16 protein-coding genes are annotated in these 22,966 nt (G+C 70.3%); 7 read left to right on the top strand and 9 right to left on the bottom strand.

From position 1 onward, the window contains the following. Positions 1–441: 441 nt before the first annotated feature. From OG966_RS04355 to OG966_RS04325, 7 genes are all read right to left on the bottom strand, one after another. Positions 442–1,365 carry a MurR/RpiR family transcriptional regulator gene (locus tag OG966_RS04355; protein ID WP_326648031.1) on the bottom strand — a complete coding sequence of 308 codons (924 nt, stop codon included), beginning with the start codon at positions 1,363–1,365 and terminating at the stop codon, positions 442–444. A 185-nt stretch (positions 1,366–1,550) separates the two neighbouring features. Next, a complete protein-coding gene (locus OG966_RS04350) occupies positions 1,551–2,279 on the bottom strand; it encodes a YoaK family protein (RefSeq protein ID WP_326648030.1) in 729 nt (242 codons plus the stop codon). Between the two features lie 129 nt (positions 2,280–2,408). Next, complete coding sequence (locus OG966_RS04345) at positions 2,409–3,347, bottom strand: carbohydrate ABC transporter permease (protein WP_326648029.1); 939 nt, start codon at positions 3,345–3,347, stop codon at positions 2,409–2,411. Next, on the bottom strand, positions 3,344–4,687 hold the full coding sequence (locus tag OG966_RS04340) for a carbohydrate ABC transporter permease (RefSeq protein WP_326648028.1): 1,344 nt from the start codon (positions 4,685–4,687) through the stop codon (positions 3,344–3,346). Before OG966_RS04340 ends, OG966_RS04345 begins: the two co-directional genes overlap by 4 nt. Before the next feature lie 11 nt (positions 4,688–4,698). After that, entirely contained in the window at positions 4,699–6,027 is a 1,329-nt protein-coding gene (locus OG966_RS04335; protein ID WP_326648027.1) for an ABC transporter substrate-binding protein, read from the bottom strand. A 38-nt stretch (positions 6,028–6,065) separates the two neighbouring features. After that, a complete protein-coding gene (locus OG966_RS04330) occupies positions 6,066–7,739 on the bottom strand; it encodes a glycoside hydrolase family 13 protein (RefSeq protein WP_326648026.1) in 1,674 nt (557 codons plus the stop codon). Positions 7,740–7,939: 200 nt separating this feature from the next. Continuing rightward, entirely contained in the window at positions 7,940–9,211 is a 1,272-nt protein-coding gene (locus OG966_RS04325) for an ABC transporter substrate-binding protein (RefSeq protein ID WP_326648025.1), read from the bottom strand. Positions 9,212–9,378: 167 nt separating this feature from the next. Here OG966_RS04325 and OG966_RS04320 point away from each other — a divergent pair, with 167 nt between their 5' ends. From OG966_RS04320 to OG966_RS04310, 3 genes are read left to right on the top strand one after another with little or no spacing between them, the layout of a single operon-like run. Further along, the gene (locus OG966_RS04320) at positions 9,379–9,885 is read left to right on the top strand and encodes a PadR family transcriptional regulator (protein ID WP_326648024.1); all 507 of its coding nucleotides are present in this window, start codon (positions 9,379–9,381) and stop codon (positions 9,883–9,885) included. A gap of 35 nt (positions 9,886–9,920) precedes the next feature. Then, a complete protein-coding gene (locus OG966_RS04315; protein ID WP_326655081.1) occupies positions 9,921–10,685 on the top strand; it encodes an ABC transporter ATP-binding protein in 765 nt (254 codons plus the stop codon). Positions 10,686–10,687: 2 nt separating this feature from the next. Further along, positions 10,688–12,997: an ABC transporter permease gene (locus OG966_RS04310; protein WP_326648023.1), complete on the top strand. Its 2,310-nt coding sequence runs from the start codon at positions 10,688–10,690 to the stop codon at positions 12,995–12,997. A gap of 57 nt (positions 12,998–13,054) precedes the next feature. On the opposite strand, the gene OG966_RS04305 is transcribed toward OG966_RS04310, so the two are convergent. Continuing rightward, positions 13,055–14,173, bottom strand: coding sequence for a sulfite oxidase (locus OG966_RS04305; protein ID WP_326648022.1), 1,119 nt, complete (start codon positions 14,171–14,173; stop codon positions 13,055–13,057). A 377-nt stretch (positions 14,174–14,550) separates the two neighbouring features. Between OG966_RS04305 and OG966_RS04300 the strand changes: the two genes are divergently transcribed. From OG966_RS04300 to OG966_RS04285, 4 genes are all read left to right on the top strand, one after another. After that, complete coding sequence (locus tag OG966_RS04300; protein ID WP_326648021.1) at positions 14,551–15,930, top strand: FAD-binding oxidoreductase; 1,380 nt, start codon at positions 14,551–14,553, stop codon at positions 15,928–15,930. A gap of 123 nt (positions 15,931–16,053) precedes the next feature. Then, positions 16,054–16,551 (top strand): SPW repeat protein, encoded by a 498-nt coding sequence (locus OG966_RS04295; RefSeq protein WP_326648020.1) that lies wholly within the window; start codon positions 16,054–16,056, stop codon positions 16,549–16,551. A 169-nt stretch (positions 16,552–16,720) separates the two neighbouring features. After that, a complete protein-coding gene (locus OG966_RS04290; protein ID WP_406733966.1) occupies positions 16,721–19,276 on the top strand; it encodes a SpoIIE family protein phosphatase in 2,556 nt (851 codons plus the stop codon). Further along, positions 19,273–21,747 (top strand): SpoIIE family protein phosphatase, encoded by a 2,475-nt coding sequence (locus OG966_RS04285; protein WP_326648018.1) that lies wholly within the window; start codon positions 19,273–19,275, stop codon positions 21,745–21,747. The genes OG966_RS04290 and OG966_RS04285 overlap by 4 nt, the downstream gene beginning before the upstream one ends. Positions 21,748–21,772: 25 nt before the next feature. Here OG966_RS04285 and OG966_RS04280 read toward each other — a convergent pair whose 3' ends face one another. Continuing rightward, a complete protein-coding gene (locus OG966_RS04280) occupies positions 21,773–22,867 on the bottom strand; it encodes a LacI family DNA-binding transcriptional regulator (RefSeq protein ID WP_442806660.1) in 1,095 nt (364 codons plus the stop codon). Between the last annotated feature and the right edge of the window lie 99 nt (positions 22,868–22,966).

Here is a 22,966-nt window from a genome sequence, read left to right as displayed (position 1 = left end):
CGCGGCGCCCGGGTTGAACACCATGGGCCGACGCGAGGAGGAGGAGCGCCGTCCCTGGGTGTTCGGTCAAGAGGCCCTATGGGGCTCGATGCGGTACTCCGCGCGTACCTGAGTCCAGCTGCTTCCTGCGGGCTGCGCCGCGTGCGGCGGGGCGAGGCGTGGAGTGCATGGTGCGGACCGCCGGCTTTCCTTCGGGTGAGGGCTGAGGTCAAGCTCGCGACTTCGGGGCACCCGGGGGTCGCAGATGCAGTAAATATATATACCGTCGAGTAAGCAAGGGTATGAAAAAATTCATGCACCAAACGTGATGCATGATCCATGACCAGGTCTTCGGTGGGCTGCGAAGCGGCAGGGAGGACGGCCCGTCGCCAGGACCGGCGGGAGGGCGGCTTTCGGCTCGCGTCGCTGAGGCTCGTGTCGGTCCGTAAGGAGGGACCCGGGTCAGTCCTCGATGAAGAAGTCGTGCTGGTCGGCGACCTGTTCGTAGCCCTCCAGCCGCACCTGTGTGCGCTCGGGGTCGGCATCGGCCATGGCCTGGAGGACTGCGGCCGACATGACCACCGGCGCCGCATAGGAGTCGAAGACGAGACGTGATCCGGTGCCGGCGGTGAGCACCACGTCGGCTTCGTCCACGAGCGGCCCGAGCGTCAGGTCGGTGATCAGCGCGACGTGCAGACCCGTCCTGCGGGCGGCCCGCATCGCTGCCAGCGTCTCGTTGGCGTGCCTCGGCATCGCGAACGCCAGCACCCAGGTCCCGCCCGCCTCCCGCGACTGGAGCAGCGCGTCGTAGGCGACGCTGCCGCCGCGGGTCACCAGGCGTACGTCGGGATGGATCCGCCGGGCGGCGTAGGCGAAGTACTCCGCCAGTGATACGGAGATCCGCAGGCCCAGAATGGTCAGCGGCGTCGAAAGGGCGAGGTCGCGGCCGATCTCGAGCACCTGGTTGGGGTCGGCGAGCACGCGGCGCAGGCTCTCGAGGTTCTCGATCTCGGCGTCGACGGCTGCCTGCAGCTCATTGCGGCGGATCTCCTCCCGGGTGTCCGGGGACTGGGCACCCGCGCTGAGCGCGATGGGCTGGAGGGCCTCTCGGAGTGCGGGAAACCCGCTGAAACCCAAGGAGGAGGCGAAGCGGGTCACCGACGGCTGGCTCACCCCTACGCGTTCCGCGAGGTCCGTGATCGACAGGAACGCGGCCTCGGTGAGGTGGTCGACCATGTACTGGGCGATGCGCCGCTGCGCGGGGGACAGCCTGTGGCCGCCGAACAGTGCGAGAACCCTGTCCGTGGGAGCTGCCTCCGTGTCCGGAGACTGCTTTCCCGGCGTGATCGCAGACGCCTGTGCGCGTGCCTGCTGCCCTGATGGCACCGGTGTGCCTCCTTGTCGTCCCACTCGTGCTCAACATAGCTCACGCAGCGTGGCCGCACGGTGGAACTTTCGCGGGGAGCGAGGGCGGAACAAGGCGGAACAAGGCACACCAAGGCAGAACGACACGGCTGGCGCGCCGGCGTCCGATGACGCACTTCGCGTCCGTGGAGACCGTGGAGCGCGGGTCACCCCGTCGGCGGAGGACGGTGCCGGGCGGTGGCGGCGAACGCGGCCGCGATGGCGAGGATTTCGCCGGCCGTCAGGAGCAGCACTCCCGTCGGTGACCAGTGCAGGCGGAGAAGCGATGCGCCGAGGACGCTGCCCGCGAGCATCGCGAGGACCGCGACGCCCCTGCGGGCCGAGGCGCCGCTGCCGTAGCCCAGCGCCGTGTCGTGACCGAGGGTCGAACCGCTGACCAGCGCGGTGATGGTCCGCGTGACCAGGGTGGTCGGCAGGTCCGGCACGCGAGCGCGCATCGCGGTCACATTGCGCATGCCCATGGCAAGTGCCACCCAGGCCACCGCCGTGATGTGGCGACCGGACGGTGCGCCGTGCGCCGGTCCGAGCCCCCAGGCCGTGAACGCCGCCACGGCGAGCAGCGCCGATTCCATGATCAGCGCGAGAACGAACCACCGGTGCCTGCGGGCTTCCATCGCCGACTCCAGCCGGGCGCCGAGGAGGGCTCCGGCGGCGAAGGACCCGAGCGACACGGACGTCGCCACCGCGGACGCTCTGCCCTCGCCCACGAGCGCGAAGCCGAAGAAGAGCACATTGCCGGTCTGCATGGCGGTGAACACGGAGCCCAGGGCGAGCAGGCTCACGGCTTCGACCATGCCTGTTGTCAGTGTCAGCGCCGCCATGAGGGATGTGAGGGAGGTGCTGGACGTGAGGTCGGGCCCGGGCTTCGTCTCCAAGCCGGCTCCTCGGCTGCGGCGGCGGTGTCCGGCAAGTGTGTGTACCCGCCGGGCACCGCTCGCGCTATTGCGCCAACCGTGGGCCGAACCCCGGCAGTGAAGCCGGTTCGGGCCCCGGCTCCCCGTCCGTTATTTGACGGAGCCCGCCATCACCCCCTGGACGAAGTGCCGCTGGAAGGCGAAGAAGACGACCAGCGGCACCACCAGCGAGAGGAAGGCGCCCGGCGCCAGTACCTCGATATTGCTGCCGAACTGCCGCATCTCGGACTGGAGGGCGACGGTGAGCGGCTGGGACTCGCTGTCCGCGAAGAGCAGCGCGACCAGCATGTCGTTCCAGACCCAGAGGAACTGGAAGATGGCCAGGCTGGCCAGCGCGGGCCGTCCGAGAGGGAGGATCAGCCGGGAGAAGATCCGCCACTCGCCGCCGCCGTCCATCCGCGCGGCCTCCAGCATTTCGCGCGGGATCTCGGCGAAGTAGTTGCGCAGCAGGAAGATCGCGAAGGGCAGCCCGTACGCGACATGGAAGAGGATCACGCCCGGAATCGTGCCGAACAGCCCTACGGCGCCGAACAGTTTGGCCACCGGCAGCAGCCCGATCTGGACCGGCACCACGAGGAGACCCACGACCACCAGGAAGATCGCCTCGCGGCCCGGGAACTCCAGCCAGGCGAAGGCGTATCCGGCCAGCGCCGCGATTCCGACGACCAGTGCGGTGGCCGGCACCGAGATCAGCACCGTGTTCCAGAAGGACTGCGTGATACCGGAGTTCTCGAACAGAGCGGTGTAGTTGTCCAGGGACAGCTGCCCGGGATCGGTCAGCGTCGTCCACCAGCCTTCGGCCGCGTTGTCCTGCTCGGAGCGCATCGAGGACAGGAACAGCCCGGCCAGCGGGGTGATCCAGACAAGTGCGATCACGATCAGGAGGGCCTGGACCAGTCCGTTGCCGAGCCAGCCGCTCAGTCGGCCCAGCGGACGCGGGCGCGGGCGCCGCGGCGGAGTGGCGAAGTGGGCGGAGGTCGCGGCCGCCTGCGAGGACGGATTGCGCGCGATGGTGCTGTGGCCGCTCATTTTCCGCTCCTTCGGAAGCGCCGGACATTGAAGATCATGGCGGGTACGACCAGGAGGAGCAGCAGCATGCTCAAGGCGCTGCCGAGTCCCTGGTTGTTGCCGCCGCCGAAGGACACCAGCCACATCCGGGTCGCCAGCACATTGGCCTCTTCCTGGACCGGTCCCGGCGCGATGATGTAGACGAGGTCGAAGACCTTCATCACATTGATCACCAGGGTCACAAAGACCACGGTCAGTACCGGAGTGAGCAGCGGCACCGTGATCTTCCGGAAGATCTGCCATTCGTTGGCGCCGTCCATCCGGGCCGCCTCCAGCGTGTCCCGGGGGAGAGCCGCGAGCCCCGCCGCGATCAGCACCATCGAGAAGCCGGTCCAGATCCACAGATAGGCACCGATGATGGCCGGGGTCACCAACGCCGGTCCGAGCCAGGAAATGCCTTGGTACGGGGCCGCGAAGTTCGCCGCCGGAAGCCGGACGGTGTACGAACCGGCTTTCAGATCACGGAAGTTGAAGGAGCCGTCCGCGGCGGTGGTGGCCGTGGCGGCCACCTTTCCGTCCCGTACCGCCTCGACCGACATGCCCGGCAGGCCCTTCTCGGCCGGGTCGACCTTGCCCGGCGTACCGCCGCCGCCGGGGGTGAAGTCGAGGTAGACGACGCCCCTGACCTCGTCCGCGGCGGGCGCGGCCAAGGACGCGGCCTGTGCGGGCCGGGCTTCTGCCGGCATCTTGTCCGGTGCGACCCCGACAAAGCCGAGACTGATCGACTTCCCCGGGCCGACCGCGTCGGCCGTGCTGTAGGTACCGCCCGTGGCCCTCGTCAGGCCCTGGTCGTCGCGGGCCCTGGCGGTGGGGTAGGCGGAGCGGTCGTCGAAGGCGTCGTGGACACCGACGGCCACGGCGTTGAGCACGCCCCGGTCCGGGTCCTCCTCGTAGACGAGCCGGAAGATGATGCCGGCGGCGAGGAACGACACGGCCATGGGCAGGAAGAGCACCAGCTTGAAGGCGGTCGCCCAGCGCACCTTCTCGGTGAGCACGGCGAGTACCAGGCCGAGACCGGTCAGCAGAACCGGAGCCACGACCACCCAGATGGTGCTGTTGCGGATCGCTTTGAGCGTCGCGGGGTCGCTGAATATCTCGGCGTAGTTGTCGCCGCCGACGAAGCGATCACCGCTTGCGTCGAAGAGGCTGCGGCCGGCGGAGAACAGCACCGGGTAGACGACCAGCGCGCCGAGCAGCAGCAGGGCGGGCAGGACGAACACCACCGCGATGTTCCGCTTCCTGCGCTGGGCAAGCCGCCTCGGACTCGCGGCCTGCCCGGATTTGGTGACAGTGACAGCCATGGAGTGCGACCTCAGTTCCGGTACGCCTTGGCGGCCGCGGCTTCGAGCTTGGCCGCGGTGGCCTTCGGGTCCGAGGGGTCGCGCAGGAAGTCCTGGAGGAGCTTCCACTCGCCCGCACCCTTGGTTCCGCCGAACGCGGCCGGGGCCTGGTCGGACATGTCGAAGCGGACCGAATCACCGGCCTCGACCAGTGACTTGGCCGTGGCGCGGGTGGTGTCGTCCGCGTACGACGCCGGCTTCACGTCCTTGTTGGGGGAGACGAAGCCGCCCGCGCCTGCCCACACCGCGGCCGCTTCGGGGGTGGCCATGAACTCCAGCAGAGCCTGCGCCCCCTTCTGGTTCTTGCCGTCCTTGAGCACCACGGCCGCGTCACCGCCGCTCACCACCGGTGCCTTGCCGCTGTCGACCCCAGGGAACGGGAAGAACTTGGCGTCCTCGCCGAGCTTCCGGCCGAAGTCGTCCTTGGCCATTCCGCCGACGAAGTCGCCCTCGTAGACCATGCCGGCCTTGGGCTTGGGTCCGAAGACCTGCTCGACCGAGCCCGGGAAGTCGGTGCGCAGCGCGCCCGCGGAGCCGCCCGCGACGAGCTGCTTGTCCTTGAAGATCTCGCCGAGCGTGGTGAGTGCCTTGACCACGCTGGCGTCGGTCCACGGCAGTTTGTGGGCGGCCAGCTGGTCGTACTTCTCGGGGCCCGCCTGCGAGAGGTAGATGTTCTCGAACCAGTCGGTGAGGGTCCAGCCGTCCTCACCGGCGACGGAGAAGCCCGGGAGTCCCGAGTCGGCGAGCGTACGGCCCGCCTTGAGCATGTCCGGGTAGCTCTTGGGCTCCGCGACTCCGGCCTGCTCGAACGCGCTCGGGCTGTACCAGACGGTCGACTTGTGGGCCGCCTTGAAGTAGAGGCCGTAGTAGGTCTTGTCGACGGTGCCGTAGTTCTTCCACACCTCGGCGAGGTTGGCGCCGGCAGTCGTCGCGGTCTTCTGCGACAGGGGTGCGAGCCAGCCCTCCTTGGCGAACTGCTGGAGCACGCCGACCTGAGGCACCATCGCCACGTCCGGGGCGTTGCCGCCCTCGATCTTGCTGCCGACGAAGGTGGAGACATTGTCACCGGTGGGCACGAAGACCGTCTTGGCTCCGGTCTGCTCGGTGAACGCGTCCAGTACCTTGCGGAAGTTCTTCTGCTCGCTGCCGGTCCAGACTCCGGCCACGGTCACGGTCTGGCCGCTGAGCTCCTTGCCGCTCGCCGGGCCGGTCGAGCCGCCGCAGGCCGTCGCACCGAGGGCGAGGGCCAGTGCCGTGGAGGCGGCCGCAGCTGTCCGCCGGTTCGTAGAGAGTCGTCGCATGGTGACAGTCCTTCCGAGAGGGTGGGGATTGGGGAGGTTCAGGGGGTGGGGCAGTCGCCCGTCCACCACGCAGCGGTCGCTCCGGGGAGCAAACCGTCCGGGCAGGGGCCGCTGGAGAGGAGCGGAGTACCGGCGACCGGCGCCGGTACGGGCTCGGTGCCGAAGTTGACCGCGCAGACCAGGCCGTCGCCCCGGACCATGGCGAGGACCTGTGGGGGCGACTCCAGCCAGCGCAGGCTGCCCTCGCCCAGCTGGGGAAGGCTTCGGCGGAGCTGGAGTCCTTCGCGGTACAGGTGCCAGAAGGAGCGGGTGTCGGCCAGCGCCCGGTCCGTGGCGTGTTCGGCGAACCACTCGGGCTGCGGCAGCCAGGGCCTGGCGCCGGCTGCGCCCTGGCTGAAGCCGAACGGGGAGGCGTGACCTGACCAGGGCAGCGGCACCCGGCAGCCGTCCCTGATGCGCTTACGGCTGCCCGTGCGGTGGAAGATCGGGTCGGTGAGCACATCGTCCGGCAGGTCCAGGACCTCCGGGAGGCCGAGCTCCTCGCCCTGATAGACGTACGCGGCACCGGGCAGCGCCAGCATCAGCAGTGCGGCGGCGCGGGCCCGTGCCGCACCCAGCCCACTGGCTTCCACGCCGGGCTCGCCCGCGTAACGGGTGACCGTGCGGACCTGGTCGTGGTTGTTGAGCACCCAGGTGACGGTGGAGCCGGTCCCCGCGATGTCGCGTATCGCCTCCGTGATGGTGGCCCGGAAGGCGTCGGCATCCCAGGGGGCGCTGAGCAGATCGAAGAAGAAAGCCTGGTGCAGTTCGTCGGGGCGGACATACTCCGCGTGTTCGCGCGCGGTCGGTACGGAGACCTCGCCGACCAGCAGCCGCTCGTTGCCGTCCCGCGCCGCGTACTCCTCGCACACCGCACGCCAGCGCCGCCATACCTCGTGGACCTCGGGCTGGTTCCAGGCCAGCGGGTTCACCGAGTCCCGGGCGCGCTCGTCGGCGGCGGGGTCGGCCGAGTCGGGCAGCTCAGGGTGCTTGAAGAGACCTGCGGCGACATCGATACGGAAGCCGTCCACGCCCCGGTCCAGCCAGAAGCGGAGCACCTGCTCGAAGGAGTCGCCGACCTCGGGATTGCGCCAGTTCAGGTCGGGCTGCTGCTCGGTGAACAGGTGCAGATACCACTGCCCGGGGCTGCCGTCGGCCTCGGTGATCCGGCTCCAGGCGGGGCCGCCGAACATCGCGCGCCAGTTGTTGGGCGGCTCCGCGCCGTCCGGGCCGCGGCCGTCGGCGAAGTGGAACCGGGTGCGGGCGGCGCTGCCGGGACCGGAGGCGAGCGCTTCGGCGAACCATGGGTGCTCGCTGGAGCAGTGGTTGGGGACGATGTCGAGAAGCAGCTTGAGCCCGAGCCGGCCGGCGTCGGCCATCAGCAGGTCGAACTCGGCCAGGTCACCGTAGACGGGGTCGACGTCGCGGTAGTCGGCGACGTCATAGCCGTGGTCGTGCTGGGGCGACGGATAGAACGGGCTGAGCCAGATGCCGTCGACACCGAGCTTCCTCAAGTACGGCAGTCCGGCGCGGACGCCAGCCAGGTCGCCGATGCCGTCCCCGGTGCTGTCGAGGAAGCTGCGGACGTAGACCTGGTAGATCACCGCATCGCGCCACCAGGCGGTGGCCGTACGGGAGGGCTGGCCGAGGGCGGCCGGAAGAGCTGTGAGCATCTCGCGTTGACCTGTTCCTGCTGGATGCGAGAGCGCCCCAGAGCGGGTGCGCTGTTATGCATGCATGTTAAGTAGGAGTGACGGCAAGGTGTCAACGATGCTGTGGAAACCAGCCCGGTTATGCCCGGAAATTTGGAGGTATGCAAGAACCGGTCAGTACTTAACATGTAAGTAGTGAGCGGGGCGTGTGGTGCGCAGACTCAGCCCTTGCGGGAGATTGATCCCAGCTCGTGGGACAGCCGGGCCACGGCCTGCCGCGGCGTCTGCCGCAGAGCCATGACGTCCTGCACGACGGCCTGCACGGCGAGGCTCACCTGGTCGTACCGCGGGCTCTTGGGGCGCGGCTCGGCCGACAGCACGCTCTGCCGCAGCGTCGGCAGATACGGGTAGGCCCGGATCAGAGCCGGGTCCTCGTACAGCGAGGCGCGCACCGGCGGCAGCGAGCCCTCGGTGAGCACCTGCCGCTGGACGCGCTCGCTGGTGAGGTAGGCGATCAGATCGGCGGCCGACTCAGGGTGCCGGGAGTGGCTGCTGACCGCGAGATTGGAGCCGCCCAGCACACTGGTGCCCGGCCCGGACGGTCCCGGTAGCGGCACCGCGCCGAACTTGCCGGCCACCTTCGACCCCTTGGCGTTGGCCATTGAATACACATAGGGCCAGTTCCTCAGGAAGAGCAGCCGTCCGTCCTGGAAGGCCTGCCGGGACTCCTCCTCCTTGTAGCCGCGGGCCTTGGGTGAGATCCAGCCCTCACGTACTCCGCCGGCCAGGAACTCCAGTCCGGCACGGGCCGCGGCCGAGTCCACCGTCACCAGCGCGCCGTCGTCCCGCAGGATCGAGCCGCCCGCCGAGTGCACGGCTTCGGTGGCGTTCACCGTCAGTCCTTCGTACGGCAGGAACTGGCCGGCGTAGCCGTCCATGCCGTACTCGGGGGCGATCTTCCGGGCCTGCCGGGCCAGCTCCGCCCAGGTGCGCGGCGGCCGTTCGCCCGCCCGCTCCAGGATGTCCTTGCGGTAGTACAGCAAGCCGGCGTTGGTGACATACGGAACCGCGTACAGGCGGCCGTCGAAGGTGGCGGTGTCCACCACCGGCGCGAGGAAGGTGTTCAGCGGGAACCGGCTCGGCCGCAGCGGCGAGATCAGGCCGGCCGCCGCGAACTCGGAGGTCCAGGCCACATCGATGTTCAGGACGTCGAAGCGGTCGCTGCCGGAGCGCAGTTCGCTGATCATCTGCGCCCGGGTCTCGTCCGCGGAGTCGGGCAGCTCGACGAGCGTGACCTTCTCGTCGGGACGGCTGTGGTTCCAGTCGTCCAGCAGTGGACCGAGGTAGTCGGTGAGATCGCCCGCGGTCACCAGCGTCATGGGGCCGCGGCCCCTGGGGTCGGTGGAACCGGGGTGGGTGCCGAAGCCCGCGTAACCCGCGAGCAGCACCGCGACAACCAGAAGCCCCCTACCCGCGGCGTGCATCCACCGCATAGGTTCCTCCCAGTGCACCGATCCGGCCGCGCCGCCGTCCCATGTGGCCTATGTATACCCGTTAGGCATGGGCGATACTAGATGTCCAGGCGGAGAAGGCGGGTGGCGCGAACCACAGCCCGAATCCGGCCCAACAAGAAACTACGGAGCGGGAGGGAGGGGAGCGCGTGCGGCTGCCGCTCCTGGCACTCCTCACCCGTGGCCCGGCGCACGGTTACGAGCTCAAGCAGGACCTTGAGAAGCTCCTGGGCGCCGCGTACCCTCAGCCGAACGTCGGCCAGATCTACGTCACCCTCGGGCGACTGGAAAAGGCCGGTCTGATCGCCGGCGAGGACGTCGAGCAGTCGGGCAGACCCAACAAGCGTACCTACCGGCTCACCGAGGCCGGGCGCGAGGCCGTACTCGCCTGGTTCGACGAGACCACGGACGAGCCGCGGGTACGGGACGAGTTCTTCATGAAGATTGCGCTCGCCCCGGAGTCCGGGCTGGCCGACCCGGTCACTCTGATCAACAAACAGCGACGGCAGTATCTGAACACCATGCGTGATCTGTCGAAGCTGGCCGCATCCGAGGACCGGAACAACAGGTTCTCCCAGCTGCTGATCGAGGGCGCGATGCTGCATCTGCAGGCCGACCTCGACTGGCTGGAACGCTGTCAGGAGGAGCTGGAATGAGCGACGACGCCGCTCCTGCCGTGCTGGGCGCGTCCATGCCCGCGACGGGTCGGGCGGACACGGTGCCGATCGTCCGCGCCGAGGGTCTGACCAAGACCCATCGCGGCGAAGGCTCACCCGTGGAAGCCGTACGCGGAGTGGATCTCACCGTCCAGCCCGGGGAGTTCGTCGCCGTCACCGGGCCCTCCGGCGCGGGCAAGTCCACCCTGCTGCATCTGATCGGCGGGCTCCAGCGACCCGACAGCGGTCGTCTGTGGCTCGACGGCCGCCGGGTGGACGAGTACCGCGAGGCCCGCTGGGCGGTGCTGCGCCGCCGGAGCATCGGCATCGTGTTCCAGTTCTTCAACCTGGTCTCCGATCTCACCGTCGCCGACAACGTCGAACTGCCCGCGCTGCTCGCGGGCGCCTCACCCAGGGCGGCCCGCGACAGCCGCGCCGAACTGCTCGCCGAGCTCGGCCTCGAAGGCAGGGAGCGGTCCATGCCGGGCGAGCTCTCCGGCGGCGAGCAGCAGCGCGTGGCCCTGGCAAGGGCGCTGGTGAACCATCCCGCGCTGCTGCTCGCCGACGAACCGGCCGGCAGCCTGGACAGCAAGGGCACCCGGGAAGTGCTCCGGCTGCTCTCCCGGTTCCACCAGCGCGGCCAGACGATCCTGCTGGTCACCCATGACGCCCGGATGGCCAGCGCCGCCGACCGGGTCATCAGCTTCTTCGACGGACGCATAGCCGACGACGCGACCCTCGGCGCGGGGCGCCGCAGCCCGGGCGGCGGAGTCTCCGGCGTACTCGAACTGAAGGAGTGACCGTGCGGGCCACTCTGCGCTGGGCGCACGCCGATCTGAGGGCACACCGCGGACAGTCGCTCTTCGTCGTCCTGGCCAGCGCCGGGATCATCGCCTCTCTGCTGCTCGCGGTGGCCCTGTTCAGCTACGCCGCCAACCCCTGGCAGCGGATCTTCACGCAGTCCAAGGGCGCCCACGTGTGGCTCCACACCCGCGTCGCCGCGGACACGGACGCGCTGTCCGGGCTGGACGGCGTCACCGGTGTCTCGGGGCCGTACCGCACCGGTCGGGCGACCCTGGAGTCCCGTGGCGCCAGGGCGAGCGTGTCCTTGCGCGCGGCCGGCACCGAGCCGCCGCAGATCGCCAGGCCGCTCGTCACCGCGGGCCACTGGCTCGATACGCAGCCGACGGGCGTCGTACTGGAGAGTTCGGTCGCACGCGTGCTGTGGGCGGAGCCGGGCGACACGCTGACCGTCGCGGGAACGGACGGCAAGGCCCGCGCCCTTCGGGTGGCCGGTGTCGCCGAGGCCGCGGAACCCCGTTACCGGCCGGGCGGCGAGCCCGGCATCGGCTGGGTGCTGCCGGGCACGCTGGACGCCGTGGCGCCACACAGCACCGGGCAGAGCGTCGGGCTGCGGCTGGACGATCCGGCCGACATCGACTTCACCGTCCAGCAGGCCGTCACCCTGCTCGGCGCCGACCGGGTCGCCCAGGTGACCAAGTGGCAGCAGGCCCGCGCCGAGGCCGGGAGCGACGACCGGCTTCTCGGGCAGCTGTTCGCGGTGTTCGGTCTTGGCGCGCTGCTGGCCGCCGCGCTCGCCGCGTCCGGGGCCATCAGCGCCCGTATCCGCGGACAGCTGAGGGACATCTCGATCCTCAAAGCGATCGGGTTCACCCCGGGGCAGGTGATACGCGGCTTCCTCGTCCAGCACCTCGCCTTCGCGCTGCTCGGGGTCACGCTGGGCACGGCGGCGATCGCGCTGCTGGGTGCCCGGATACCCGGCCGGATCGGGGATGCTGCCGGGGTGTGGCAGGACCTGCCCGGGCACACCGCCCTGATGCTGGGCATCCCGAGCGGCGCGGTGCTGCTGATCGCGACCGCCACCGGACTGGCCGCCTGGCGGGCCGGCCGGGTGCCGCCGGTACCCGTCGCCCGGGCGGCACTGCCCTCGGCCGCACCGATGACCGGGCTGGGCCGCAGAGCACTCGGAATGCGGGTGCCGCCCGCGCTCGTGCTCGGCTGGCGGGCGGCCTTCCCCCGGCGGACTCGCACCCTGATCACCGTGGCCCGCCTCGCGCTGCCGCTGCTCATGATCACGGTTGCGCTGGTCGCCTGGTCCACTCTGGACATGTTCCGCAGCCGCCCTGCGGAGATGGGCGTGCCCGCGGCGCTGACCGTACGGGCGGAGCAGCCCGGCAGCCTCACCGACCAGGAGCTGGACCGCGCCTTGACCGCGCCGCCGGACGTCGCCGCGGTGCACCCCGGCGTGGAGGTCGCCGCCCTGGTACCGGGCCAGACCGGCACCATCACCCTGCGCGGGCTCGGCACCGCTCGCGCCCCCTACCCGTTCACCGTCGTCGAGGGGCGCACCGCCGACGGCCTCGACGAGGCGGTCGCCGGTCAAGGGCTGCTCGATCTGCTGGATGTACGGGTCGGCGACTGGGTGCGGATGACGGTGGAAGGACGGCCGCAGATTCTGCACATCGTCGGCCGCAGCATCGAACCGGAAGCCGGCGGCCGGGTGATCTCCACGACGGTCGACACCCTCCAGGAACGCGATCCCGCACTGCGGCCGGACTTCCACCTGCTCGTCCTGCGGCCCGGTGCGGATCCCCGGGCGGTGAGCAGCGCGCTCGCCGGGACCGCCGGGGGTGCGCTGGAGATCCGCGAGACGGCCAATCCGGCGGACCGGCTGGAACCGGCGCGAGGCGTGATCGCGGCGCTGATCGGGGTGCTGGCCCTGATCGGGTTCCTCGAGCTGCTGACCCTGATCAGTACCGGGGTGCGTGACCGCGGCCGCGATCTGCTCGCGCTCAAGGCGATCGGCCTGACACCGCGGCAGATCAGCTCGGCGATCGTGGCGACCGCCGGTTTCACGGCGCTGGTGTCCGCCGCGCTGGGCACCGGGCTGGGGGTGCTGTCCGGCAGCTGGCTGGTGGACACCCAGGCCCGTTTCAGCGGTATGGGTGCCGGGATCGCCCATGTCCCGCCCGCCGTCCTACTGGTCTCGGTGGTGGCCGGAGCAGTTCTGGGCGCTGTCGTGGCCGCGGCGGTACCGGCCGCCAGGACCGCGCGTCGGCGGCTGGCGGACTCACTGGCCGAGACGCTCTGACCAACGCTAGGCGGCGGTTGCCGGATCTGCCGTCGCCGGGGTTCTCCGTCGACGGCGCTACCCGCGGGGTGTGCACAGCACAGGAATCCGCTGGACGAGATTGTTCGCGAACCCGCCGCGGTTCCACGGCTGACCGAGCGGCTGGTGGTGGCCGTCGGCGTCATGGGCACGCACGCTGAGCACATGGCTGCCGGGCGTGGCGGTCCAGGATGCCCGCCAGTGCCGCCAGGCCCAGCGGTGTCCGTCCGGCGGGGCGAGTTCGGCGGCGCTCCAGGAGCGCCCGTCGTCGGTACTCACCTCGACTGTTGTCACCGGGGCGTGGCCGGACCAGGCCCGGCCCTCCAGCCGCACCCGGCCGGGGCGTACGACACGGGTGCGGGACATGAAGTCGGGGAACCCGGGCGGGATCATGAGGGCACGCGGAGCGATCAGCGTGACCGGCTCACCGGGGTCGTCGGGCGACTGACGGAAGCGGTAGGCCATCGCCTGCTGGAATCCGGTGAACGGGACGTCGGTGAGGGCGATTTCGCGCAGCCACTTCACATGCGCCATGCCGTACCACCCGGGGACGATCAGCCGCAGCGGATGGCCGTGTTGCGGCGGCAGGGGCCGGCCGTTCATCTCGTACGCCACCAGCACCTCAGGATCGCCGCCCGTGGCCAGGGGCAACGGCAGACTGCGCTGGTAGTCCTGCTCGATGCCACGCTCCACGCCATGGTCGGCTCCGGTGAATACGGCCTCGACGGCATCCGCCGCCACCCCCGCCTCGGCGAGCAGCGTGCGCAGCGGCACGCCGGTCCACTCGGCGGTTCCGACCGCTTCGACCAGCCAAGGCTGGCTCACCGGCCGTGGCGAGAGCCGCGCCCGGCCGTTGCCCGCGCACTCCATCGTCACGCGCCGAGTGACGGCCGGAAAGGACTTCAGCGTCCGCATGTCCAGGATCAGCGGGGTGCGCACCCGGCCGCCGACGGTGAGCTCCCACGCGTCGGCATCGGCGGCGGGGATGTCGTAGTGGACCAGTACGTAGTGCAGTCCGGCCGGGGTGAGGTCGTAGCGCAAAGCCTCGAGCGGCAGCCCGTGGTTGCGGGCCGCGAGCGCCAGTTCCTCCATGCTGATGCCTTCGTCGGGTTCGGCGATGCGCCCTGGTGCGCTGATGTCACCGATGCTTCCGTCCATGCCCCCATGGTGCTCTTCGCGCCGGGCCCGGGCACCTCGCGGTGCGGAGGGTTTGCGTCGCTCGCCGACCGGCGGGACGCTGGTCATGTCAGCCCTGCGGCGTCCGATCGCGCTTGAGGCCCATGACGGTGCCGGAGCGCCGGAAACTGTCGCTCAGCAACAGCCCCGCAGGAGAGGCGACATCAGTCGCTGCCCCTGCCCCTGTTCTGCTCGGCCGCCGAGCGGATCGTCGGCTGTCCGAGATTGGGCTTCGAGTCGAATCGACCCGGGCCGCGGACCGCCGACGGCGAGTACCGCGGCGGCGGGGCCGGACGTTGCGGCCAGAACGGCCGAAAGGCCAGGCGGGTTGCGGCCTGCGACTCGTCGAGGAGATCACCATGGACGGCACCACTCTGGAAGAAATGCGGACCGCGCTGCGCGGTCCCGTCATCGGTCCCAAGGACCCGGAGTACAACGAGGCCCGCAAGATCTACAACGCAATGATCGACCGTGAGCCGGCTGCCATCGTGCGGTGCGCGGACGCCGCGGATGTGATGGCCGCGGTCGACTTCATCCGCGACCACGGTCTCGAACTCGCCGTACGGGGCGGCGGACACAGCGGCCCCGGCCTGTGTCTGGTGGACGGCGGCATCACCATCGACCTGTCGCCGATGCGCTGGGTGCGCGTCGACCCCGCCGCGAGGACCGCCAGGGTCGGCGGCGGCGCTGTTCTCGGCGATCTCGACCACGCCACACACGCCTTCGGCCTCGCCACTCCCGCCGGCATCATGTCGACAACGGGCGTCGGAGGACTCACGCTCGGCGGCGGCCACGGCTACCTGACCCGCAAGTACGGTCTGACGGTGGACAATCTGCTGTCCGCGGACGTCGTGCTCGCCGACGGCAGCTTCGTCATCGCGAGCGAGACCGAGAACCCGGACCTGTTCTGGGCGCTGCGCGGCGGTGGCGGGAACTTCGGCATCGTCACCTCGTTCAACCTCCGGCTGCACCCGGTGCACACCGTGGGTGCAGCGATCACCGTCTGGCCGGTCGACAACACCGGCGAGGTGTTGCGGTGGTACCGCGACTTCCTGCCGCAGGCACCCGAGGACCTCTACGGCTTCTTCGCGCTGCTCGCCGTTCCGCCGGGTCCGCCGTTCCCGGAAGAGATTCACGGGCACAGGATGTGCGGCGTCGTGTGGTGCTGGACAGGGGATCCGGCCCGCATCGAGGAGGCTCTCGCGCCGGTGACCGAACCCGGCCCGCCGGCCTTCCACTTCACGGCACCGATGCCGTACCCCGCGTTGCAGACCATGTTCGACGAACTGATCCCCGCCGGCCTGCAGTGGTACTGGCGCGGGGCCCTCTTCGACCGGATCACGGACGAAGCCATAGATGTGCACATCAAGTACGGCGAGAATCTGCCCACCGACCTGTCGACCATGCACCTCTACCCTGTCGACGCGGCGGCCCACAAGGTCGGCGCGGACGACACGGCGTGGGCCTACCGGGACGCCGTCTGGTCCGGTGTCGTCGCGGGTATCGACCCGGACCCGGCCAACGCGGAGATCATCAAGCAGTGGGCAGTCGATTACTCGCAAGAGCTGCAGCCGTACTCCATGGGCGGTTCGTACGTGAACTTCCTCGGCGCCGGGGAAGGCCCGGACCGGGTCAAGGCCACCTACCGCGACCACTACGACCGGCTCGCGGAGGTCAAGCGGATCTACGACCCGCACAATCTGTTCCACGCGAACCAGAACATCGAGCCCGCCGAATAGCGCTGAAACCCGCAGGCGGAGCATTGGCCAAAGGTGCTTCTGTGCCGCCTGTTGACCCGCCTGCCAGGTAAGCGTTTCATGGACTTAAAGGGCAGATAAAGGCTTCTATAGGAGGCGGCCCGCATGACCACCCATCCGAGCATTGAGCAACACCCCGACCTGGCCGAGATGCGATCTCGGTTCGAACGGGCGACCACCACTCCCCGCGCCCAGGCGATCGAGACCCTGGCCCTGCTCACGGGGCTGTACCTGGCCGCCTCACCATGGATAGTCGGGTTCAACGGCCTCACCACTCTGGCCGTGTGCAATCTGATCACCGGCGTTGCCTACGCCATATGCATGGGCGGGTTCGGCTCCGCATATGAGCGGACCCACGCCATGGCCTGGTGCGCCATAGCCATCGGAGCATGGACGATCATTTCTCCGTGGGTCGTGTCCGGCAACGTCGATACGATGCGCAGCATCATCAACAACATCATCGTCGGCGTCGTGGCCCTGCTGCTCGGCCTGGCCATGGCCGCCATGGACGACAGCCGTAGCGGTCTCGCGCGTACTCGCACCCGTACTCGCGCCCGCTCGGCGGCCGGCCCCGCGGGCCCGAACATCGACCCGATGCGCTGACGGCCTCAGTGCCCTCAGCGCCCTTCAGCTCAGCGTCCTCAGCGCCCGGAGAGGGCTGGGCCCCGCCGCTTCGGCGGCGGGGCCTCGCCGTGTGGCCGGGCGATGCCATGCACCGAGACGGCCGGCCCGGCGTGCGCTCCCGGCGGTGCGGACGGAAGAGAGCAATGAGATGCGCGGCACGGCTGCCGGGGAGCATGCTGGCTGTGTGACCTGGTACGGCGCGGCCGGGTACACCCCGCAGCGCAAGAGTGGGGCCATGCCCGGGAGACTGAACAGCAGCGGCCGAGCTCCGGACGAGCTGTCCCTGGTGCTCGCGCAAGCCGCGGTGGGCGCGATCGAAGCAGTCGGCGGGACCGCCGGTGGCGTCTATCTGCGCTCCCGGACGCCGGGGCTGCTGCGCCTGGCCGTGCTCGCCGGGCTGCCCGGCCGGCTGTTCCGACCCTGGTGGCGGATGCATGTGAACCGCCCGTTCCCGGTGGCCGAGGCACACCGCTCCGGCCAGGCTGTCCACCTCGGCGACGCCGAGGAGGCCATGCGCCGGTTCCCGCAGCTCATGGCGGGCCTGCCGTTCCCTTTCGGCTCGCTGTACGCGCCTGTCGTCAGCGGCGGCGAGAAGTTCGGCGTGCTGGTGGTGCTGCGGCCCGCCACGCCCGGACACCCGGTCGACCACTCCGACCGCCGCCGGATGCACACCGCCGCGAGGCGCCTCGGAACCGCTCTGGCGGGGCTGAGCGCGAACGGAGCGCTCGTCGAGTGGGACGGTGAACCGACGTCCGCCCAATTGCCCGCCGCCACCGGCCCACCGGTGCGGATCGGCTACTTCGACTGGGACCTCGACAGCGGTGCCGTGATCGCCGACGAAGAGCTGTGCGCGATCCTCGGCACCGACCCGGCGGGCTTCACCGGCACCGTCGAGGCTCTGGCGGAGCGTCTGGCGCCGGAGGACAGGTACGGACTGCGGGCCTTCGCCCAGGCGGCCCGGTCGGGCGGGCGGGTGTCGCGCAGGATGCGGCTGCGCGGACCGGGCGGACGGCTGCATGTGCTCGAACTCTCGGGCCGCCGCACCCAGCAGCCCGGCGACGGTCCGGGCAGCCACCTGACCGGTTTCCTGGCGGACCTCGGGACCGGGCCGGTCGTGGCCGAGGTGACCGACCGGCTCCCGCGAGGCATCTTGTCGCTCGACCGGCTCGGGCGGATCACCCACGTCAACCGCACCGCGGAGACTCTGCTCGGTCACGCACGGTCCGAGCTGATAGGACGTGTCCTGTGGGAGGCCCTGCCGTGGTGCGGGGACCCTGCCTACGACGACGACTACCGGGCGGCCCTGCTGTCGTACGACCCCGTCCACTTCAGGGCCCGTCGGGGGCCCAAGGAGTGGCTGGCTGTCTCCCTCTATCCCGGCCACGACGGCCTGACCCTCACACTGGCCCCGGCAGAAGGACCGGCCACGCCAGGGTCCATGGTCAGGCCGGGCGCCGTTCTCGGCTCCCCGACCGACCGTGCGTCGGCGCTGTACCGCCCGGTCGCCCTGGCCATCGCGCTGACGGAAGCCGTCACAGCCCGCCAGGTGTCCGCCGTGGTCACGGACGAACTGCTGCCCGCCTTCGGCGGTCGTCAACTGGCGATCTACCTGCTGAACGAAATGCATCTCTACCTGGCCTGGGAGACCGGCTTCCCGAAGGGGTTCCTCGACCGGTTCGACGGCGTCCCGCTCGACGCCCGGCTGCCCGGCGTCGAGACGCTCACCTCCGGCCGCCCCATCTTCTTCGAGTCCATGGAGCGTCTGTCCGCCGCCTACCCCGGCATCCCCATGGACGCGAACGTCGGCGCCCGGGCTTTCCTGCCACTGATCGCCTCGGGACGCCCCGTCGGCTCCTGCATCCTAGGCTTCGACCATCCGCGCGGCTTCAGCCCGGAAGAGCGCACGGTCCTCACCGCACTCGCCGGACTCATCGCGCAGGCCCTCCAGCGAGCCCAGCGCTACGACACCGAAGCCGCACTCGCGCGCGGCCTGCAGGACGCCCTGCTGCCGAACCGGCTGCCCGTACTCCAATTTGTCGACACTGTCGGGCGGTACCTCCCCGGCACCCAGGGCATGGAAGTCGGGGGCGACTGGTACGACGTCGTAGAGACCGGCGGCGGGGAGCTGGCCCTGGTCATCGGCGATGTACAGGGACACGGAGTCTCCGCCGCCGCCACCATGGGCCAACTGCGCTGTGCCGTACGTGCCTTCGCGCTCAGCGGGCATGACCCGCAGGAGGTGATGAGCGGCACCAACCGGCTGCTCATCGACCTCGATCCCGGCCAGTTCGCCAGCTGCTGCTATATCGTCCTCGACCCGAAATCCGGATCCACGCAGGCCGTACGGGCCGGGCACCCCCAGCCTCTGCTGCGCCATCCCGACGGCAGGACCGAGGTCCTCGAACTCCCCGGCGGCGTCGTGCTCGGCGTCGACGTCGAGGCGGCCTACCCCGTCACCAAAATGCGGCTCGCGCCGGGAGCCGTGCTGGCTCTCTACACCGACGGACTGGTGGAGCAGGCGGGAATCGACATCGACCTCGGCATCGAGCGGCTGCGCAGCACACTCGCCGAAGTCGGTTCGTGCCCTCTCGCCGATACGGCGGACCGGCTGATCAGCGAGGCCAGGCAGGCCACCGACAGGCCCGACGACATCGCGCTGCTGCTCGCCGCCCGCTGGACCGACGTCCCGAGGCAGGCGCCATGAGCATAGCGAGGGCAGCCGAGGACGCCGGCTTCCGTGGCCCGCTCGATGTCACCAGGGCAGCCACGGCCGTACTCGATGCCGACGGCACGGTCGTCGGATGGAGTCCGAAGGCGCAGGGGCTGCTCGGATACCCGCCCGAGGAGGTGCTTCAGCGCTCGATCGGGGCCCTGCTGGTGGAGCCTGCCGGTGACATCCCCGCGGCGGCAGACCTGGCGGGCGGGGACGATGACGGCCGTCAGGTGCTCCATATGCGTCACCGGGACGGCCATACCGTCCGCGTCATGACGGCAACGCATTCGCTGACCCACAAGGGCGCCGGGCCCGCCCGGCTCGTGGCGGTGGCCGATGCGGAGGAGATGGAGGAGTGGGAGTCCCTGCAGTCGATGCTCAGGGGGCTGGCGACCGAGTCACCCGTCGGTCTGGCGGTGTACGACACGGATCTGCTGGTGGTGTGGACGAACTCCGCCCTGCGCCAGGAGATGGGTACCTCGGAGTACGTCGGCCTGGGCCCTGACGAGATGGTGACCCATGGCAAGGTCCTGTCCCCGGGGTATCCGCCGACTCTGGAGGAGATCATGCGGCGGGTCCTCGCCACCGGCGAGCCGGTCATCGAGCTCGACTACAGCGGCCGCCCGCCCGTGGACCCGGAGCACGACCACGTCTGGTCCTGTTCGTACTACCGGCTCCAGGACGCCCGGGGCGTCACGCTGGGCGTGTGCGAGGAGAGCGTGGACATCACCGACCGCTATCTCGCGCAGCAGCGGCTGGATCTCCTGGTGCGGGCCGGTGGACAGGTGGGTACGACCCTGGACATGGCCCGTACGGCGCAGGAACTCTGCGCGGTCACCGTCCCGCAGTTCGCCGACACGGTCACGGTCGACCTCCTGGAGGCCGTGCTGGAAGGTGATCAGCCCACGCCGGGAGACGCGCACGGGGGCGACGTGGTCCGGGTCTGGGACGGGCCGGGAACCGAGCGGGCAGGCCCGGAAGGAGCGCGGCCCGCGGGACGGGAGCGAATCGACTACCCGCCGGATTCGCCCCAGGCACGCAGCCTGTCCTCGGGCCGTCCGGTGCTGGACCGCCCGGCGGATACGGAGCGCGGTGACGGGCAACTGCCGTCCCGCTCGCGGCTGGTCGTCCCGCTGCGGGCCGAAGGATCCACCTTGGGGCTGGTCACCTTCATGCGGGAGCGCCACCACGCCCCATTCGATCCCGGTGAGCTGGCCGTGGCCGACGAGCTGGTCGCGAGGACCGCCGTATGCATCGACAACGCCCGCCGTTTCACCCGTGAGCACGCCGCGGCCCTCATGCTCCAGCGCAGTCTGCTGCCGCAGAATCTGGCGCAGCTGACGGCGGTAGAGCTGGCGTACCGCTATCTGCCCGCGGACAGCAGGGCCGGGGTGGGCGGCGACTGGTTCGACGTCATCGCTCTGCCGGGCGCGCGGGTGGGCCTGGTCGTGGGAGATGTGGTCGGTCACGGGCTGCGCGCCGCCGCCACCATGGGCCGTCTGCGTACGAGCGTACGGGTGCTGGCCCGGCTGGACCTCGCGCCGGAGGAGCTACTCACGCGCCTCGACGACATGGTCGGGCAGGGCGCCAACGAGCGGGCGGCCGTCCTTGTCGAGGGCGAACAGGTGCCCCACGACGAAGCGCTCGGAGTGACATGCCTGTACGCCGTGTACGACCCGGTGTCCGGAGTGTGCCGAATGGCGCGGGCCGGTCATGCGCCTCCCGCCGTCGTCGACCCCGGCGCCGGCTCCGTCACCCTCCCCGACCTTCCCGCGGGTCCGCCCCTCGGCCTGGGCGGACTGCCTTTCGAGAGCGTGGAGATGAAACTGCCGGAAGGCAGCCTCATCGCCTTGTTCACCGACGGCCTGGTCCGGAGCTCCGTCCGGGATCTCGACGCCCAGCTCGATACGCTCAGCGCAGTCCTCAGTCAGCATCGACGCCCGCTTGACGAGCTGTGCGACCGGGCGGTTGCCGCGCTGCTGCCGGGCCCCGTGGACGACGATGCCGCGCTGCTGCTCGTACGTACGCAGAAGCTGGGCCGCCACCAGGTGGCCGAGTGGGAAGTGACCGCGGATCCGGAGGAGGTCGGCCGCGTCCGGGCCGCGGCCACCGAGCAGGTCGGCGCATGGGGACTGGACGCCCTTACCTTCACCACCGAACTGGTGGTGAGCGAGCTCGTCACCAATGCCATCAGATACGCCGCCGGACCGATCCAACTGCGGCTCATCCGCGACCAGGCCCTGATCTGCGAGGTGTCCGACACGGGACACACCTCACCCAATCTGCGGCAGGCCGGCATCGAGGACGAAGGCGGCCGAGGTCTCTTCCTCATCGCACAGCTGACCCAGCATTGGGGAACGCGCTACACATCCACCGGCAAGACCATCTGGGCCGAGCAGACCCTGCCCTCCGGGAAAACCCCGGCCACGGCCGACGGCACTCCGCGCCACGGCGTGTTCTAGAACTCCCGCAGGCCGGCCGGGACGTCTAGAACACGCCGCCGGCGGGGTCGTCTCCGGTGGGCGCCGTACTCTCCCGCTCGATCAGCCGGGGGAGCGGCACCTGTACCGACCGGGCCGCGCCGCCGTCGAGCAGAGCGGTCAGTTCCTGTGCGGCGAGCCGCCCGAAAGCGACCGTGTCCCGGGAGAGTGCCGTCAGCCAGGGATGGACCATGCGGCACAGCACGGAGTCCTCCCACGAGACGATCGACACGTCGCCGGGGACGGAGAGGCCAAGGGCCGTCGTGACGGCCGCTCCGGCCGCCGCCATCACATCGTTGTCGTAGATGAGTGCGGTGGGCGGAGTGCTCCCCTCCAGCACCCGGCGGGTCACCGCGGCGCCCTCGGTGTCGGAGTAGTCCGTGGCCAGCGATCGGACCTCGGTCAGCCCGCGTCGGCCGGCCTCGGCGCGCAACGAGCGGATGCGCCGGTCGGTGTGGGCGAGGGACGGCAGGCCCGCGATATGCACGATCCGCCGGTGCCCCAGCTCGTACAGCCGGCCCACGACGGAAGCCATCGCTCCGGTGTCGTCGGCGCGTACCTGCGACAGATTGGGATGGGTGTCCGGCAGCCCGCCGATAACGACGCCGGGCAGGCCCAGTTCGTCCAGGAGCTCCGGACGCGGGTCCTCGGTCCTCGGGTCGACCACGAGGACACCGTCGACCCGGTGCTCGGCCCACCAGCGGCGGTAGACCGCGCACTCGGCCGGCACGTTCTCCACTACCTGGAAGAGCAGGCCGAGTTGACGCTCCGCCAGGATCTCCTGGATACCGGAGATCAGCTGCAGGAAGAACGAGTCCACGCCCAGCGTCTCGGCCGGCCGTGCCAGCACCAGGCCGACCGTCGCCGAGCCTTCGCCGGACAGTGCGCGGGCCGCCGTGCTCGGCCGCCAGCCCAGCTGTTCGGCGACGCGCCGGATCCGGTCACGGGTGATCTCCGAGACACCGGGCCGGTCGTTGAGCGCGAAGGACACGGCGCTCTCCGACACCCCGGCACGCTGAGCGATGTCCTTCATCGTCGGACGGCGGGCGGGAGCGCGCCTGGTCGGCGACGGGTCCTTGCGGGACGGGGTATTCGCTGCCATCCGTGCCTCTTTCCCGCTGCTTGCTAATGCGCTTGAGCATCATCACTCTAAAGCGCATTAGTCGATCAATGCAAATATCTGTCCGCACGCTCCTGAACT

This window comes from Streptomyces sp. NBC_01750, assembly GCF_035918095.1.
Classification (GTDB): domain Bacteria; phylum Actinomycetota; class Actinomycetes; order Streptomycetales; family Streptomycetaceae; genus Streptomyces.
This window is presented reverse-complemented; position numbering and strand designations above follow the sequence as displayed.